Below are 14,465 nucleotides of genomic sequence, written 5' to 3' on the forward strand. Positions count from 1 at the left end.
GGGCTCGCTCGTAGTAGGCGTACCCCTACATCGGCCGATGTAGGGGTACGGCCGCACCCACTAGCCTCTGGCTGTGTGCGGGTCGGGTGGGCGTACGGGTTCGATGTTCGCGTTCAACGGAGAGGCGGGCGGAAAGGTGACCGGCAGTTCCGTCAGTGCCCGGTGGAAGGGCCCCGGCCGCCAGATCGGCGTGCCGTCCCGTTTGTCGAGACGGATTTCGGGCAGGGCATCGAGGAGTTGGTCGATGGCATCCTGAGCGATCAAATAGGCAAGGGATTGCGCGGGGCAGGCGTGTGGGCCGATGCCCCAAGCCAGGTGGGAGCGGTTACCTGTCAGGTCATCGGTGCGGATGGCAGGGTCGTTGTTGCAGGCAGCCATGCTGATGACGACCGGCTGATTGGCGGGCAGCCACACGCCGTCGACGAGGATCGGCTGGCGAGGGTAGGTGATCAGTAGGTTCGCCAGCGGCGGGTCATCGAACAACACCTCATCCAAGGCCTCCCGCGAGGACAGATTCCCGCCCAGGACACTGTCACCGAAACGATCGTCGGTGAGGATCAGCAGGAGGGTATTGACGATGAGGTTCAGTTCGAACTCGATGCCCGTGCCGTAGACCTGCGACACATGATGCGAGACCTCCACGTCATCCAGAGCGGCCGGATGCTGTTGCAGGACCGAGGTGATGTCGTTTCCGGGCTCCGTTCGTTTGAGGGTCACCAGATTCATCAGTGCCGCGCCGAGCATCTGGCTGCCCTTTTCGGCATCGACCCCCTCGAGCAGCGCGGCCGTGCCGGCGGCCACCTGCTGCCCGATCTCCGGTGGGCAGCCGAGCATGGAATTGACGACTTCGAACACCAGCGGGTACACGTACTGGCTGATCAGCTCCGCGCGGCCCGCCTGGCAGAAGCTGTTGATCAGGGGGGTCGCGATACTCTCCACGATGTCGTGCATGGCGTAGAGGTCGACGGCGTCGATGCTCGCGGTGATCGCCTGCCGATAACGCACGAAGTCCGTCCCGGTGCTTCTGCTGGCCATGGGACGCCACTCCAGCAGCGGAAGGATCGGACAGTCGGCGGGGACCGTCGTCTGCCAGGCGCGCGGGTCGGCGGGGAAGTGATCGGGATCGTTGAGGATTCGCACCGCGGTGCTGTAGCCGATCACCAGCGTGGCGGGTACGCCCGGCGCCAATTCGACCGGCGCCAAAGAGCCATACTGTCTTCGCATTTCACTATATATATGGTGCGGATCGGCGGCGAACTCCGGCGAGTGCAGCGGTATTCGCGGGCCGTCGGAAGCGATCGGCGAGCCGTGGATGACCGGGCACGACTGTGGGCGCACCTGGGACTGCGGCGTACTCAACAAGAAACTCCAGACTGTTCGTATGCGATGCGCATGGACTGCCGAGGCAAGTACTACCCGGGCGACGGTCGGGTTCGGTACCTGACACTCCGCGAGTACCGAACCCCGCCCGACCGGACTAGACGCCGAGGGCTCCCAACGAATCGTGATCGTCGATCGCGGTGGTGATGCGCTTCAACAGCGTCAAACATGTTTCGGTCGATTGCATCTTGGGTTGATACGCCGCACGGCCGATCGTGAAAGCCCATGCCGCGTAGGCGAACATGGACTGCTGCCGATACAGCAGCCAGGCGTCGTCGAACGACGGCACCGCACCGCCGGCGTGTCCGAGCTCGTCCAGGTACGCCTTCAACAGTTCGCGGTCCCATGCACGACGGTCCTCGGGCTCACATCCGGAGTTGACGGCATAGGCGAAATCGTGCGCCCACCCGCCGCGCATCACCACTTGCCAGTCGACATACCCCATCCGCCCGTCGCGAGTCAGGTAGGTTTGCCCGATGTGCGGGTCGCCGTGCAACAAGGTCGCGGGAACGTCGTCGGTCGCGATGGTGATGGCCCGCTCGACACCCGCCCACAATCGTTCGCTCTGCCCGTGCAAGGCTTCGGGAACGACCTCTTCCGCCCGGCGCAGGCCTACCTCACAGCGCTTCTTCATATCGATCGCGGCGAGATAAGCGTCGAGCATGTAGGCCGGGGTGTTGAGGACCGCGATAGCCGAGTCCTCCCAGAACGTGCCGTGCAGCCGGGCGAGATTGCGGATCAGATCTTCCATCTGGTCACGGGCGATGGGAGCAGTCGGCTCGCTGAACACGGCACCGCGCGTCGCGACGATATCCTCCATGAGCGCGATCGACCGCCACGACGACGGGTCGGAGGCGCCCCAGTAGCCGATCGGGGCCTCCATGTCGAGTCGCGGCCGAAAGTCCCGGAAGAAGCGGGTCTCCCCGTCGATCATCTGTCCGCCGCCGAGCAGTATGCGCTGGCTGAAGGCTGTGGTCGTCTTCGCAAACAGTTCCGTGGGCAATCCTGCCTGAGTGCCCACGTCGTTGTAGTCGACCCGGATCGCGACCCGGGTGGAGGTGCCGCGGCTGCCGTTGGACGTGTCGAATGAGAGCACCTCGGCACCGGGAACATCGCGACATAGGACAGCCGTCAGCCACTCGGGAGCGATTTTTTCGCCGGAAACCGGGACATCGTCGATGGACCGCGCCTTCGGTCGGGTGATCTTCTCGCCCAATATATGAGTACCGACGGTGGCGGATCGCCCGAGCAACCAGAGCTTGTGATTCATGCACTTGCCTCGATTCCGGAGTACGACAATACTGTCCCGAGCAGCCGCGAGCGGCCGGGGCCCGCAGACAGTACCCCATTCTTCCGGAAGACGTTGTACAGCAATGACGTTGCCCGAGTCTCCTGCTCGTCGGCAGGCGCTGCCTGCCCGGTACCCCCCGAGCACCGTCCTGGGCGGGCATCCGCCGGTGCGGCTAACCAGCGTGGAAGGCGTGCGGGCCGACCTCGGCAGGGTCGAGGATGTGGGCGAGGAACAGTCGCGTTGTCGGGGTGGGGGTGCGGGTGGTGATGGCGTGCCAGGGTCGATCCATCGGGGTGCCGTCCACCGGGAGTACTTGCAGCAGACCGGATTCCAGGTCCTGGGCGAGGGCGTCACTATGGATGAGGGTGACGCCGAGGCCCTCGCGGGCAGCGGCGAGGACGGCGCCATGGCTACCCAGAGTAAGCGTGGGCGGGGCGATTTCGAGGCGGTCGATGAGGCTGAGTGTGGCGTCGCGGGTGCCGGATCCGCGGCCGCGCAGCAGCCAGGTGCTGTGCAGCGGATCCGGGCAGCCGGGGGCGCCGACGACGACGAGCTGACTGTGGCGGCGGGCCCGGATGACCAGTCCGGTGTCGCGGGGTGGGCGGCCAGCGATGACGAGATCGGTTTCGTGGTGGTGCAGTTCGAGGAACAGCACGTCGCGTGGGTGTACCGACAGGCTGAGTTCGATATCCGGATAGCGATTGCGAAAGGATGCGAGCAGTCGCAGCAGCACGTACTCACCCGCGGTGGCGACGACGCCGATCCGGAGCTTGCCGGTTTCGGCGCGACGAACGGCCGCGGAGGCCTCCTTCATCAGGCCGAGGATAGTGCGGCAGTATTCGGAGTAGATGCGCCCCGCCTCGGTGAGCGCGATGCCGCGTCCGGACTTCGCGATGAGCTTCGCGCCGAGCTGCTTTTCGATATGGGCAACGGCCGCGGACACCGCGGCCTCGGTGATATGCAGCTGGGTGGCCGCGCGGCGGATGCTGCCCTGTCGGGCCACGGCCAGGAATGTTTCCATCCGAGCCGCACTCACCATACCCACAATTCGACGGTATCAAACCCTATGAATCCGTTGAGTATTCCGAGAAACAATCAAATTGTTTGTCGTTAACACCCCGGTCATCCTTGAACTCATCAGGCGTTCACCCGGAGCGGAGGAATGATGACCGAGGTAACCGAACCGAACCGCTGGGATCCGGGTGTGCACTCCTACGCTTCGATGGGCTACTACGCGCCGGACTACGTCCCCAAAGATACCGACGTCCTGGCCGTCTTCCGCGTCACCCCGCAAAAGGGCGTTGACCCGATCGAGGCCGCGGCCGCCGTTGCGGGTGAATCCTCAACGGCCACTTGGACTGTCGTATGGACCGACCGACTCACGGCGCACGATCGCTACCAGGCCAAGTGCTATCACATCGATGAGGTGCCCGGCCGCCAAGGTGAGTACTTCGCCTATATCGCCTACGATCTCGACCTGTTCGAGGAGGGGTCGATCACCAACCTCACCTCCTCGATCATCGGCAATGTCTTCGGATTCAAACCGCTGCTGGCATTGCGCCTGGAAGATATGCGGATTCCGGTGGCCTACGTCAAGACCTTCCAGGGCCCGCCGCACGGCACCGTCATGGAACGCGAGTATCTGAACAAATACGGCAGGCCGCTGCTCGGTGCGACGGTGAAGCCGAAACTCGGTCTGTCCGCGCGCAATTACGGGCGGGTGATCTACGAGGCGTGCAAGGGCGGCCTGGATTTCACCAAAGACGATGAGAACATCAACTCCCAGCCGTTCATGCGCTGGCGCGACCGGTACCTGTTCGCCATGGAGGGCGTCAACCGCGCGGTGGCCGAAACCGGGGAGATCAAGGGCCACTACCTCAATGTCACCGCGGCAACGATGGAGGAGATGTACGAGCGCGCCGAGTTCGCCAAGGAACTGGGCAGCGTCGTGATCATGATGGACCTCACCGTCGGATTCACCGCCATGCAGTCGATGTCGCACTGGGCGCGGCGCAATGGTGTGCTGCTGCACCTGCATCGCGCGGGGCACTCCACCTACACCCGGCAGAAGACCCACGGTGTGAGCTTCCGGGTGCTGGCGAAGTGGTGCAGGCTGATCGGCGTCGATCATCTGCACGCGGGCACCGTGGTCGGCAAGCTGGAGGGTGATCCGGCAACGACCAGGGGTTTCTACGATACGTTGCGGGAGAACCACATTCCTACCAATCCGGGCAACGGCATCTTCTTCGATCAGGAGTGGGCGAGTCTGGGTGGGGTCATGCCCGTCGCTTCCGGCGGTATCCACGCGGGGCAGATGCACCAGCTGCTCGACCTTTTCGGCGATGACGTGGTGTTGCAGTTCGGCGGCGGCACCATCGGGCATCCGCTCGGCATCGCCGCGGGCGCGGAGGCCAATCGGGTGGCGTTGGAGGCGGTTGTCAAGGCCCGCAACGAGGGTCGCGACCTGCTGAAGGAGGGGCCGGAGGTGCTGCGCAAGGCTGCCGAGATCTGCCGCCCGCTCGATGTCGCGCTCTCGACCTGGGGCGATGTCACCTTCGACTACACCTCCACCGACGCACCGGATGCCGTGCCGACGGCCAGCCGCTGAACGAGAGGACCTTCCCATGTATCTGCGTCACGGAACCTTCTCCTACCTGCCCGAGTTCACCGATGCCGAAATCGCGGCCCAGGTACGCTACGCATTGCTCAACAATTGGCCGGTGTCCATCGAGTACACCGATGATCCGCACCCCCGCAACGCCTACTGGGAAATGTGGGGGCTGCCGCTGTTCGATCTCGACGAGCCCGACGGCGTGCTCGCCGAGATCGACGCCTGCCGCAATACTTTTCCGCGGCACTACATTCGGGTCCTCGCCTACGATGCCCGCTACGGCAGGCAGACCACCGCATTGAGCTTCCTGGTGCAGCGCCCCACCGATGAACCCGGCTTCCTGCTGACCCGTACCGAGGGCCCGGACCGGCGGCAGATCTACGGACTGCGGCCGTATGCCGCCGACGAACGGCCGGGTGCCCGCTATGGCGGCTGAACGGTCCGGCGCGGCAAGCGGTTTCCGATTGCACCGGCCCGCCGTCGACGACGGCAGGCCGGTACGGGCCGTGCCCGCGGACGCACCACTGGACGGCGAGGTGCTGGCCGAGGACGCCGTACTGGATCTGACCACCGATATCGCGGGCAACGACGTAGAGGACGTATTGAGCAGGCTCGACGCCGAACTCGTCGGATTGGCGAATGTGAAGCGGCGGGTGCGCGAGATCGCGGCGCTGCTGCTCATCGACCGGGCCCGGGAGCGGTTCGGCCTGCAAGCGTCCCGGCCCACCATGCACATGAGCTTCACCGGCGGCCCCGGCACCGGTAAGACCACCGTCGCATTGCGGATGGCGCAGATGCTGCACGCGCTCGGCTATATCCGCAAACCCAAGGTGCACACGGTGACTCGCGATGATCTGGTCGGCCAGTTCATCGGGCATACCGCACCCAAGACCAAGGAAGCCCTCGCCAAGGCGGCCGGGGGAGTGCTGTTCATCGATGAGGCGTACTACCTGTTCCGCCCGGAGAACGAACGCGATTACGGTCAGGAAGTCATCGAAATCCTGCTGCAGGAAATGGAAAGCGAACGCACCAGCCTGGTGGTGATCTTCGCGGGCTATCCGGATCGGATGGAGAAATTCTTCTCGGCCAACCCGGGACTGTCCTCGCGGGTGGCCCATCATCTGGAATTCAGCGACTACACCCACGATGAATTGGTGCGCATCGCCGAACTCATGGTGGCGCGCGACAACTTCCGCTTCGACGACACCGGATCGGCTGCCTTCGGCGAATATCTCGCTCTGCGGATGAGCAGACCTCGATTCTCCAATGCGCGCAGCGTGCGCAATGCCCTGGACCGCTGCCGGTTACGGCAGGCCAAGCGGCTGGTCGAGCTGCGGCGACCGCTCACCAAGGCCGATCTGATCACGCTGACCGACCGGGATGTCTACGGCAGCAGTGTGTTCGGCGGCGCGAACGACGAATCCGGAGGCGGTAGCTTGCGTGACCACGCAGGGTCCCGCGAGTGCCGCCGATCCGACCGAGCAGAACAGCAGCCGGATGGGCCGACCGCCAGGGCGCCCGCGTGACGAGATCGAGAACTCATGCCAGAAGGACTGAAGACCCTCACCCGATACACGATCGAGGAGGAACACCGGCATCCCGGATCGTCCGGTGAATTCTCCGCTCTGGTGAATGTCGTCGCGACCGCGACGAAGATCATCGCAAACCAGGTGACCAGGGGAGCCATTGTCGGCTCCCTCGGCGCCGCCGAACCCGACAACCTGCCGCCGACAGTGCACCGCAAGCTCGACGCCATCGCCAATGACATCATGGTGGCCGAGACCCAATGGACGGGGCATCTGTCGGCGCTGTTGTCCGAGCAGATGACCGATGTCCACCCGGTGCCCGACACGCACCGGCGCGGCAAATATCTACTTGCCTTCGATCCGTTGGACGGATCTTCCAATATCGATGTAAATCTGCCTGTCGGAACGATTTTCAGCATATTGCGGGCCTCGGATGGCGGCCCGCCGAGCGCCGATGACTTCCTGCAACCGGGGGTGCGCCAGGTCTGTGCCGGATTCACCCTGTACGGACCGGCGACCATGCTGGTACTCACCACCGGCAGCGGTGTCGACGGATTCACCCTCGATCGGGAGATCGGGGCGTTCGTGCTGACCCATCCGCGAATGCGAATTCCCGAGGACACTTCGGGTTTCGCGATCAATGCGGCCAATGAGCGCTTCTGGGAGCGGCCGGTGCGCCGGTATGTGCACGAATGCCTCGACGGGGTGGACGGGCCACGCGGGCGGGATTTCAATATGCGCTGGGTCGCATCGTTGGTCGCGGATACCTTTCACATTCTGACCCGTGGCGGGGTGTATCTGTACCCGTATGACACCCGGCGGCCGGGGCGGGTCTCGCTGCTGTACGGCGCCAATCCGATTGCCTACATCGTCGAACAGGCCGGGGGATGGGCGACCACGGGCGGCGATCGGGTGCTGGAGGTGCCGCCGGAACAGGTGCACCAGCAGGTGCCGCTGATCTTCGGTTCGCGCAATGAGGTCGAGCGGATCGAGCGCTATCACCGCGAGCCCGAGGAAGGGCCCAGCTTCGACAGCTCACTGTTCGGTTCCCGGTCGCTGTTCCGTCCGGCCGGGCGCTGAATGCCCACACATGAACATTGTCCGGCAATCGAGGAGACGCCATGTCGGTCAAGCATCCCGTCGTCGCCATCACCGGATCATCCGGTGCGGGAACGACCAGTGTCACGCGGACCTTCCAGGAGATATTCCGCCGTGAAGGCATCACTGCGGTGATCGTGGAAGGTGATTCGTTCCACCGCTACGACCGCAACGAGATGAAACTCGCGATGGCCGAGGCGGAACAGAACCACAATCGCACCTTCTCGCATTTCGGCGAGGAGGCGAATCTGCTCGAGGAGCTCGAGACACTGTTCCGCGACTATGGTGAGACCGGCGTCGGCTCGGTGCGCAAATATCTCCACGACGAGTTCGAGGCGAAACCCTATGGGCAACCCGCGGGCACGTTCACGCCTTGGGAGGACCTCGCTCCCGGTAGCGATCTGCTGTTCTACGAGGGACTGCACGGCGCCGCCGTCACCGATACGGTGAACGTCGCGCAATACGCGGATCTGCTGGTCGGGGTGGTGCCGATCGTCAATCTCGAATGGATCCAGAAGGTGATCCGCGATAAGACCGAACGTGGCTATTCCAGTGAGGCCGTAATCGATACGATCCTGCGCCGCATGCCCGACTACGTGAAATACATCTGCCCCCAGTTCTCGCACACCTACGTCAACTTCCAGCGCGTCCCCACCGTGGACACCTCCAATCCCTTCATCGCCCGCACCATCCCCACCGCCGACGAGAGCTTCGTCGTCATCCGTTTCGCCGATCCGAAGGTCATCGACTTCCCCTACCTGCTGTCGATGCTGCACGACTCCTTCATGTCCCGCCCCAACTGCATCGTTGTCCCCGGCGGAAAGATGGAGCTGGCCATGCAACTCATTTTCACCCCGCTCATCCTGCGCCTGATGGACAAGCGCCCCAAGCGTTTTCGCTGATCGAGACTGCTGACGGTTCGGGTGCCGTCGGGCAGGAATCGGAGTGTGCGCAGCGCGTCGAGGTGAAGCGGGGCCGGGAGGCGGGGCCGTGCCCGGATGCGTAGCGAGCGAACCCGGGGATCGCGGGCGTACGGCGGTTCGACGTACAGTGTCGTAAGTTAATCATCGTTCACATAAGCGATCGCAGGAACAGCAAGGAGCCGTCATGACATCCGCAGTCATCGTCGACGTTGTCCGCACACCCTCCGGTAAAGGGAAAACCGGTGGTGGACTTTCGGATGTGCACCCGGCGACGCTGCTGGCGGGGGTGCTGGGGACGCTGATCGAGCGCACCGGCATCGATCCAGCCCTCGTCGACGATGTGATCGGCGGTTGCGTCACCCAGAGCGGCGAGCAGGCGTTCAATATTTCGCGCACGGCGGTGCTGGCGGCCGGGTTCCCGGAGTCGGTGCCCGCGACCACCGTCGACCGGCAGTGCGGATCCAGCCAGCAGGCCGCGCATTTCGCGGCGCAGGGTGTGATCGCCGGGGCCTATGACATCGCGATCGCCTGCGGCGTCGAGTCGATGAGCCGGGTGCCGATGTTCTCCAACGCCCAGGGCAAGGACGCCAACCGCGCCCCGCTGGCCCACCGCTTCCCGGAAGGCCTGATCGGACAGGGTATTGCGGCGGAGATCATCACCCAGCGCTGGAAGCTGGACCGGGAGACCCTCGACGCCTTCGCCGCCCGCTCGCACCGGCTCGCCGTCGAAACCGCCGCGGCCGGTGGCTTCGACAACGAACTCATCCCCGCGGGCACCCTGACCGCCGATGAGACCATCCGCCCGGCCACCACCGTCGAAGGGCTGGCCGGTCTGCGCCCCGCCTTCGCCGATGACGAATTCAAGGCGCGCTTCCCGGAGATCGAATGGTCGATCACTCCCGGCAATTCCTCACCGCTCACCGATGGCGCCTCCGCCGCGCTGATCATGAGCGAAGACAAGGCCAACGCCCTCGGACTGCGCCCGCGTGCCCGCTTCCACTCCTTCGCGGTCACCGGTGACGACCCGCTGCTCATGCTCACCGCCGTCATCCCCGCCACCCGCAAGGCGCTTGCCAAGGCCGGTCTCACCATCGACGAGATCGACACCTACGAAGTGAACGAGGCCTTCGCCCCCGTCCCGCTGGTCTGGCAGCACGACCTCGATGCCGACCCCGCCAAACTCAACCCCCGCGGTGGTGCCATCGCCCTGGGCCACCCGCTCGGCGCCTCCGGCACCCGCATTCTGTCGACCATGGTCAACCACCTCGAACAGTCCGGCGGCCGCTACGGGCTGATGACCATGTGCGAAGCGGGCGGCCTGGCCAACGCCACCATTATCGAGCGTCTGTAGATTCCGTTGTGCCGCTGATGATTACAGCTCGCCCTGTTCGCGGCGCCGATCCAGGTCGCGCTGGCGCTCTTCCTCCTGGCGGCGGGCCTCGCGGCGTTGGGATTCGGCGCGTTCGCGCAGGCCGCGGAGGAAGGCTTCGTCATCGTCCGGATTCTGCGGAACGTGGCGGCCGGGGTGGTCGTATTCGGCATAGCGGGTGGTTGAGCGCGGGCGGGCCTCATCGAGAGGGCGGCCCGCGAACAACCACAGCAGCGCGCCCACGGTCGGCACCAGGATGACGATGATGAGCCAGCCCATTTTGGGGAGATGGCGGATGCCCGCGTCCGGGCAGGTGACGATGTCGACCAGGCAGTAGACCCACAGGGCCAGGGTGATCAGGCCGAGTATCGCGTAGGGCATCGGGAACTCCTCGGGTTCGCGGCATGGCTGCGGGCCTGTTCTTCCGCGGTTTCCGAAGTTCGATGCTCACCCCCCGCCGAACCGGCCCGCATGGAGGATACACGGTGTGGGCGGGCCTGTTCGGGGCGCTCGGTCGGCCGGACCGGGCCACCGCATTTCTTGCCATCATGTGTGCGTGCGCCTAATCGACCGATCCGAATCAGTCCGGTAGCAACGGAACTGAGAGACCTTCGCCGCGGCCGATGAGGGCGGCGCGGGTGACGGCGGCGGAGCCGAAGCGGCGGCGCAGGTCGTCGAGGGTGGCGTCCAGGGTGTTGGTGGCGCGGGGTTCCAGGGGCAAGGTGAGTTGGACGGCATCGGCATTGTCGAGATTGGTCAGGGCCAGGCCGATCAGGGTGAGGCCGCGCTCCTGGATCATGGGCATCGCGGTGCCGAGCAGGGTGCGGGCAGCCTGCAGGATCGTCTCGGTGTGGTCGGTCGCCTCGGGCAGGGTGTGTGAGCGGGTGGCGCGGGTGAAATCGTCGAAACGCATGCGCAGCACCACGGTTCGGCAGACGCGCTCGGCCGCACGCAGTCGGCGGCCGAGGCGGTCGGTCAGGCCGTGTAAGTAGGCCTCGATCTCGTCGGGCGGCCGGTGCCTCCTGCCGAGTGCGCGTTGGGCACCGATGGAGCGGCGGCGGACGCCGGTTTCGACGCGGCGCGGATCACGGGCCCACGACAGTGCGTACAGGTGCCGGGCGGCAGCGGGTCCGAGGATCGAGCGCAGCGGCGCCTCACCGAGTTCGGCAAGTTGGCCGATCCGGGTAATGCCGTGTTCGTGCAGGGTGCGGGCTGTGACCTCGCCGACGCCCCAGAGTCGTTCGACCGGCAGCGGATGCAGGAAGTCGAGTTCGAATTCCGGTGGCACCAGCCGCAATCCGTCGGGTTTGGCGACCGCGCTGGCCACCTTCGCGAGGAATTTGGTGCGCGCGATGCCGACCGAAATCGGCAGCCCGACCTGATCGCGCACCGCAGCCCGCAGCCGCCGCCCGATCTCGATGGGTTCGCCCGCGATCCGCCGCAGCCCGCCCACATCGAGAAACGCCTCGTCGATGGAGATGCCCTCGACCACCGGTGTGGTGTTGTGGAAAACCTCGAAGACGGCCCTACTCGCCTCGGCGTAGGCCGACATCCGCGGCGGCACGACTACGGCATGCGGGCAAAGCCGCAGCGCCGCACCACCATTCATCGGCGTGCGCACCCCGAACGCCTTCGCCTCATAACTGGCCGCGAGCACCACCCCGCCGCCGACTATGACCGGACGCCCGCGCAGCCGAGGGTTGTCCCGCTGTTCGACCGAGGCATAGAACGAGTCGAGGTCCGCATGCAGAATCGACGCCTCGGCCCGCGCCTGGATCCGCGGCCGCCCCGACCGGGCGCGAGCACCGTTGACCTGGGGCTGCGGCGGGCGAACGAACTCGGACACGAACATATGTTCGCATAGACCGGTGTCAAGCGCGATGGTCCTATAGACCGTGGAACCCAGGTTGCGCATGGCCGTCCAGTTGCTTCGCAGCAGCTGCATACTCCCGGCAGCACCGCTTCGATGCACCCTCATACCGAGTTCAGGGTGTTCGCAGGAGCGTGGACACGATCTCGGCTGCACCGATGAGTTTTGTGTGGATCCGTCGTCGATACCTCTGGATACACCGACAGCGGTGGGTCAGCGCAGGAGTAAACGATCCGGACGGGTGAGCAGGAGGCGCAGTGAGTGGTACCAGGGTGTTGGTGGCAGGGGCGAGCATCGCGGGGCCCGCGCTGGCCCACTGGCTGCGCCGGCGGGGGGCCGAGGTGACTGTGGTGGAGCGAGCCCCCGAGCTGCGTCCCGGTGGGCAGGCGGTGGACGCGCGCGGGGTGGCCAAGGAGGTCATCCGGCGGATGGGGCTGGACGAGGCGGTGCGCGCGGCCTGTACCGAGACCGCTGGCGCGTACACCGTGGACGCGGACGGGAACGTGCTGGAGACCTACCGCGCGGACGACGACGGCGGCGACGGGTACATCTCGGAGATCGAGATCCTGCGTGGGGACCTGTCCCGAGTGCTCCACGACGACACCCGCGACGGTGTCGAGTACGTCTTCGGCGACCGGATCGCCGAGCTCACCCAGGATGCGGACGGGGTCGACGTGGCCTTCGAGGGTGGCGACCGGCGGCGCTTCGACCTGGTGGTCGGGGCGGACGGGCTGCACTCGGCGCTGCGTGCGATGGTCTTCGGGCCGCGCGAGCGGTTCGTCCGCCACCTCGGGCACGTGCTGGCCTTCTACAGTGTGCCCAACGAGTTCGGGCTGGACCGCTGGCTGACCGACTACCAGGAGTCCGGGCGCTCCGCCGGCCTGCGGCCCATCCAGGACGCCACCCGGGCGATGGCCATGTTTTCCTTCCCCGCGGCCGACCTCGACGTCGACTACCGCGACGTCGCGGCCCAGAAGCGCCTGCTGCGCGAGCGGATGGCCGGCCTGGGCTGGTTGACCCCACGCATCCTCGCGCACCTGGACGACACCCCGGACTTCTACCTCGACCAGGTCGCCCAGGTGGTGATGGACCGCTGGTCGAGCGGACGGGTGGTGCTGCTCGGGGACGCGGCGTTCAGCTCGTCACCGATGTCTGGGCAGGGCACCGGGCTGGCCCTGGTCGGCGCTTACCTGCTGGCCGGAGAGCTGGCCGCCGCCGGGTGGGACCCGGAGGCCGGGTTCGCCGGCTACGAGGGGCGGATGCGCTCGTTCGTCGAGGCCAACCAGGAGATCGGCCGGTTGAACGCGCGCAGCCGCGACGTCCCCGGGCCGGACGCCGAGCCGAACATCGATTTCGGCAGTGAATGGTTCACCGAGCTGGTCGAGCGTGCGATCAACGGCGTCGAGCTGCCCGACTACGCAGGGGTGCCGGACTCCGGGGCCCCGGCCAAGCCGTAGGTGTCACATAACGTGTCGAGAGAGACGACGCTTCGGTAGGCCACCGCCGGACTACGTCCGCTCATGCCACCTATCGAGTGTCGAGCACCGGTTGCTGAGCGTCCAGTAGCCCTGTCAGTTGGGTTGCCGTTGAATCGATTCCGTCGGTCAGCGCAGGTACGACGGTCCCGAAGCGAATTCGACCTGTCCGAACAGGAGTTCAGAACGGTACAGCTCTCCCGAAATTCCCGTGACGCCTCCGTATCAAAAGCGGCTACCAGTACTGATGCCGTTTTCCGTCGGTATCAGCGACGAATATGACCGCGTCGGCGCCGTCCAAGTCCGCCGGGGTGAGCGGGATATGGCCCGGCAGGATGGGTTCGCCCGCTCCGATCGACAGGGCAAGCGCGGCGCGCAATGCCGGTGTCGGGAACAGGGCGCGGCGGCTGGTCGCCGCCGCCAACACACCCTGGAGGGTGTCCGGATCGCTGTGGGGGTTCGCGTCGGTTGCCAGGAACGCATAACGCTCGCCGAGGGTGATTCCGACGAGCGCGCCAGCGCTGCCCCAGCTCAGGTCGTGCTCGCCGTCCGGTATGAGGGACTGCGCACGCTGCAGGTGCGCGTTGTGCGCGAACGCCAGGCTCGGACCGCGGTGCTGCTCCTGGGCAACGATTGCGAGCAGGTTCTCGGCCATCATCTCGGCGCGCAGGCTGAGCAGGGTTTCGATGCGATCGGATGCGGGGCTGGCCATGGCCGCGTGATAGCGCAGTAGGCCCTGGGCGGTGCGCGCGTGCGCGACGGCATGGTCGTAGCCGGTCGGGTCGGCCGGACGCAGGGCGGGTGCGGCGCGGCGCAGTGCGCTGGCGCACGGGAGACCCCAGCTCCGGCTGGGGTCTTCGTGTGTTCATGGCGCCTTCGAGGTCGACGCGCATGACGTGGATTACATTTCGGGTTCCCCGGC

At 65.9% G+C, this 14,465-nt stretch carries 12 protein-coding genes and 1 pseudogene; 7 read left to right on the forward strand and 6 right to left on the reverse strand.

What is annotated here, in order from left to right:
* Positions 1–60 precede the first annotated feature (60 nt).
* From ABZW16_RS16790 to ABZW16_RS16800, 3 genes are all read right to left on the reverse strand, one after another.
* Positions 61–1,224 carry a cytochrome P450 gene (locus ABZW16_RS16790; RefSeq protein ID WP_354956705.1) on the reverse strand — a complete coding sequence of 388 codons (1,164 nt, stop codon included), beginning with the start codon at positions 1,222–1,224 and terminating at the stop codon, positions 61–63.
* 253 nt (positions 1,225–1,477) lie between these two features.
* On the reverse strand, positions 1,478–2,650 hold the full coding sequence (locus ABZW16_RS16795; protein WP_354956707.1) for an aminoglycoside phosphotransferase family protein: 1,173 nt from the start codon (positions 2,648–2,650) through the stop codon (positions 1,478–1,480).
* Between the two features lie 193 nt (positions 2,651–2,843).
* Positions 2,844–3,710, reverse strand: coding sequence for a LysR family transcriptional regulator (locus ABZW16_RS16800; RefSeq protein ID WP_354956736.1), 867 nt, complete (start codon positions 3,708–3,710; stop codon positions 2,844–2,846).
* Between the two features lie 126 nt (positions 3,711–3,836).
* Here ABZW16_RS16800 and ABZW16_RS16805 point away from each other — a divergent pair, with 126 nt between their 5' ends.
* From ABZW16_RS16805 to ABZW16_RS16830, 6 genes are all read left to right on the forward strand, one after another.
* Positions 3,837–5,279 carry a form I ribulose bisphosphate carboxylase large subunit gene (locus tag ABZW16_RS16805; RefSeq protein WP_354956709.1) on the forward strand — a complete coding sequence of 481 codons (1,443 nt, stop codon included), beginning with the start codon at positions 3,837–3,839 and terminating at the stop codon, positions 5,277–5,279.
* Positions 5,280–5,295: 16 nt separating this feature from the next.
* Positions 5,296–5,718, forward strand: a complete 423-nt coding sequence (locus ABZW16_RS16810; RefSeq protein WP_354956711.1) for a ribulose bisphosphate carboxylase small subunit — start codon at positions 5,296–5,298, stop codon at positions 5,716–5,718.
* The gene (locus tag ABZW16_RS16815; RefSeq protein ID WP_354956713.1) at positions 5,708–6,808 is read left to right on the forward strand and encodes an AAA family ATPase; all 1,101 of its coding nucleotides are present in this window, start codon (positions 5,708–5,710) and stop codon (positions 6,806–6,808) included. Before ABZW16_RS16810 ends, ABZW16_RS16815 begins: the two co-directional genes overlap by 11 nt.
* Positions 6,809–6,823: 15 nt before the next feature.
* Positions 6,824–7,888 (forward strand): class 1 fructose-bisphosphatase, encoded by a 1,065-nt coding sequence (locus ABZW16_RS16820; protein ID WP_354956715.1) that lies wholly within the window; start codon positions 6,824–6,826, stop codon positions 7,886–7,888.
* 41 nt (positions 7,889–7,929) lie between these two features.
* Complete coding sequence (locus tag ABZW16_RS16825) at positions 7,930–8,808, forward strand: phosphoribulokinase (protein WP_354956717.1); 879 nt, start codon at positions 7,930–7,932, stop codon at positions 8,806–8,808.
* Between the two features lie 205 nt (positions 8,809–9,013).
* The gene (locus ABZW16_RS16830) at positions 9,014–10,180 is read left to right on the forward strand and encodes a thiolase family protein (protein WP_354956719.1); all 1,167 of its coding nucleotides are present in this window, start codon (positions 9,014–9,016) and stop codon (positions 10,178–10,180) included.
* Between the two features lie 21 nt (positions 10,181–10,201).
* Here ABZW16_RS16830 and ABZW16_RS16835 read toward each other — a convergent pair whose 3' ends face one another.
* Together ABZW16_RS16835 and dinB are read right to left on the reverse strand one after the other, a co-directional pair.
* Positions 10,202–10,579, reverse strand: coding sequence for a PLD nuclease N-terminal domain-containing protein (locus ABZW16_RS16835; RefSeq protein ID WP_354956721.1), 378 nt, complete (start codon positions 10,577–10,579; stop codon positions 10,202–10,204).
* A 199-nt stretch (positions 10,580–10,778) separates the two neighbouring features.
* A complete protein-coding gene (dinB, locus tag ABZW16_RS16840; RefSeq protein ID WP_354956723.1) occupies positions 10,779–12,050 on the reverse strand; it encodes a DNA polymerase IV in 1,272 nt (423 codons plus the stop codon).
* Positions 12,051–12,325: 275 nt separating this feature from the next.
* On the opposite strand from dinB, the gene ABZW16_RS16845 reads away from it, so the two are divergent.
* Positions 12,326–13,525, forward strand: a complete 1,200-nt coding sequence (locus ABZW16_RS16845; RefSeq protein ID WP_354956725.1) for an FAD-dependent monooxygenase — start codon at positions 12,326–12,328, stop codon at positions 13,523–13,525.
* A 253-nt stretch (positions 13,526–13,778) separates the two neighbouring features.
* On the opposite strand, the pseudogene ABZW16_RS16850 reads toward ABZW16_RS16845, so the two are convergent.
* A pseudogene (locus ABZW16_RS16850) lies at positions 13,779–14,369 on the reverse strand (erythromycin esterase family protein); the annotation flags it as partial.
* Positions 14,370–14,465: the final 96 nt, after the last annotated feature.

It is taken from the genome of Nocardia sp. NPDC004604 (assembly GCF_040609795.1).
GTDB lineage: Bacteria > Actinomycetota > Actinomycetes > Mycobacteriales > Mycobacteriaceae > Nocardia.

Excerpts from the sequence above, each read along its gene's own strand:
- ABZW16_RS16820 (WP_354956715.1), top strand. The coding sequence starts at position 6,824 with ATGCCAGAAGGACTGAAGACCCTCACCCGATACACGATCGAGGAGGAA.
- dinB (WP_354956723.1), bottom strand. The coding sequence starts at position 12,050 with ATGTTCGTGTCCGAGTTCGTTCGCCCGCCGCAGCCCCAGGTCAACGGT.
- ABZW16_RS16830 (WP_354956719.1), top strand. The coding sequence starts at position 9,014 with ATGACATCCGCAGTCATCGTCGACGTTGTCCGCACACCCTCCGGTAAA.
- ABZW16_RS16805 (WP_354956709.1), top strand. The coding sequence starts at position 3,837 with ATGACCGAGGTAACCGAACCGAACCGCTGGGATCCGGGTGTGCACTCC.
- ABZW16_RS16800 (WP_354956736.1), bottom strand. The coding sequence starts at position 3,710 with ATGGTGAGTGCGGCTCGGATGGAAACATTCCTGGCCGTGGCCCGACAG.
- ABZW16_RS16810 (WP_354956711.1), top strand. The coding sequence starts at position 5,296 with ATGTATCTGCGTCACGGAACCTTCTCCTACCTGCCCGAGTTCACCGAT.
- ABZW16_RS16835 (WP_354956721.1), bottom strand. The coding sequence starts at position 10,579 with ATGCCCTACGCGATACTCGGCCTGATCACCCTGGCCCTGTGGGTCTAC.
- ABZW16_RS16825 (WP_354956717.1), top strand. The coding sequence starts at position 7,930 with ATGTCGGTCAAGCATCCCGTCGTCGCCATCACCGGATCATCCGGTGCG.
- ABZW16_RS16790 (WP_354956705.1), bottom strand. The coding sequence starts at position 1,224 with ATGCGAAGACAGTATGGCTCTTTGGCGCCGGTCGAATTGGCGCCGGGC.
- ABZW16_RS16795 (WP_354956707.1), bottom strand. The coding sequence starts at position 2,650 with ATGAATCACAAGCTCTGGTTGCTCGGGCGATCCGCCACCGTCGGTACT.
- ABZW16_RS16815 (WP_354956713.1), top strand. The coding sequence starts at position 5,708 with ATGGCGGCTGAACGGTCCGGCGCGGCAAGCGGTTTCCGATTGCACCGG.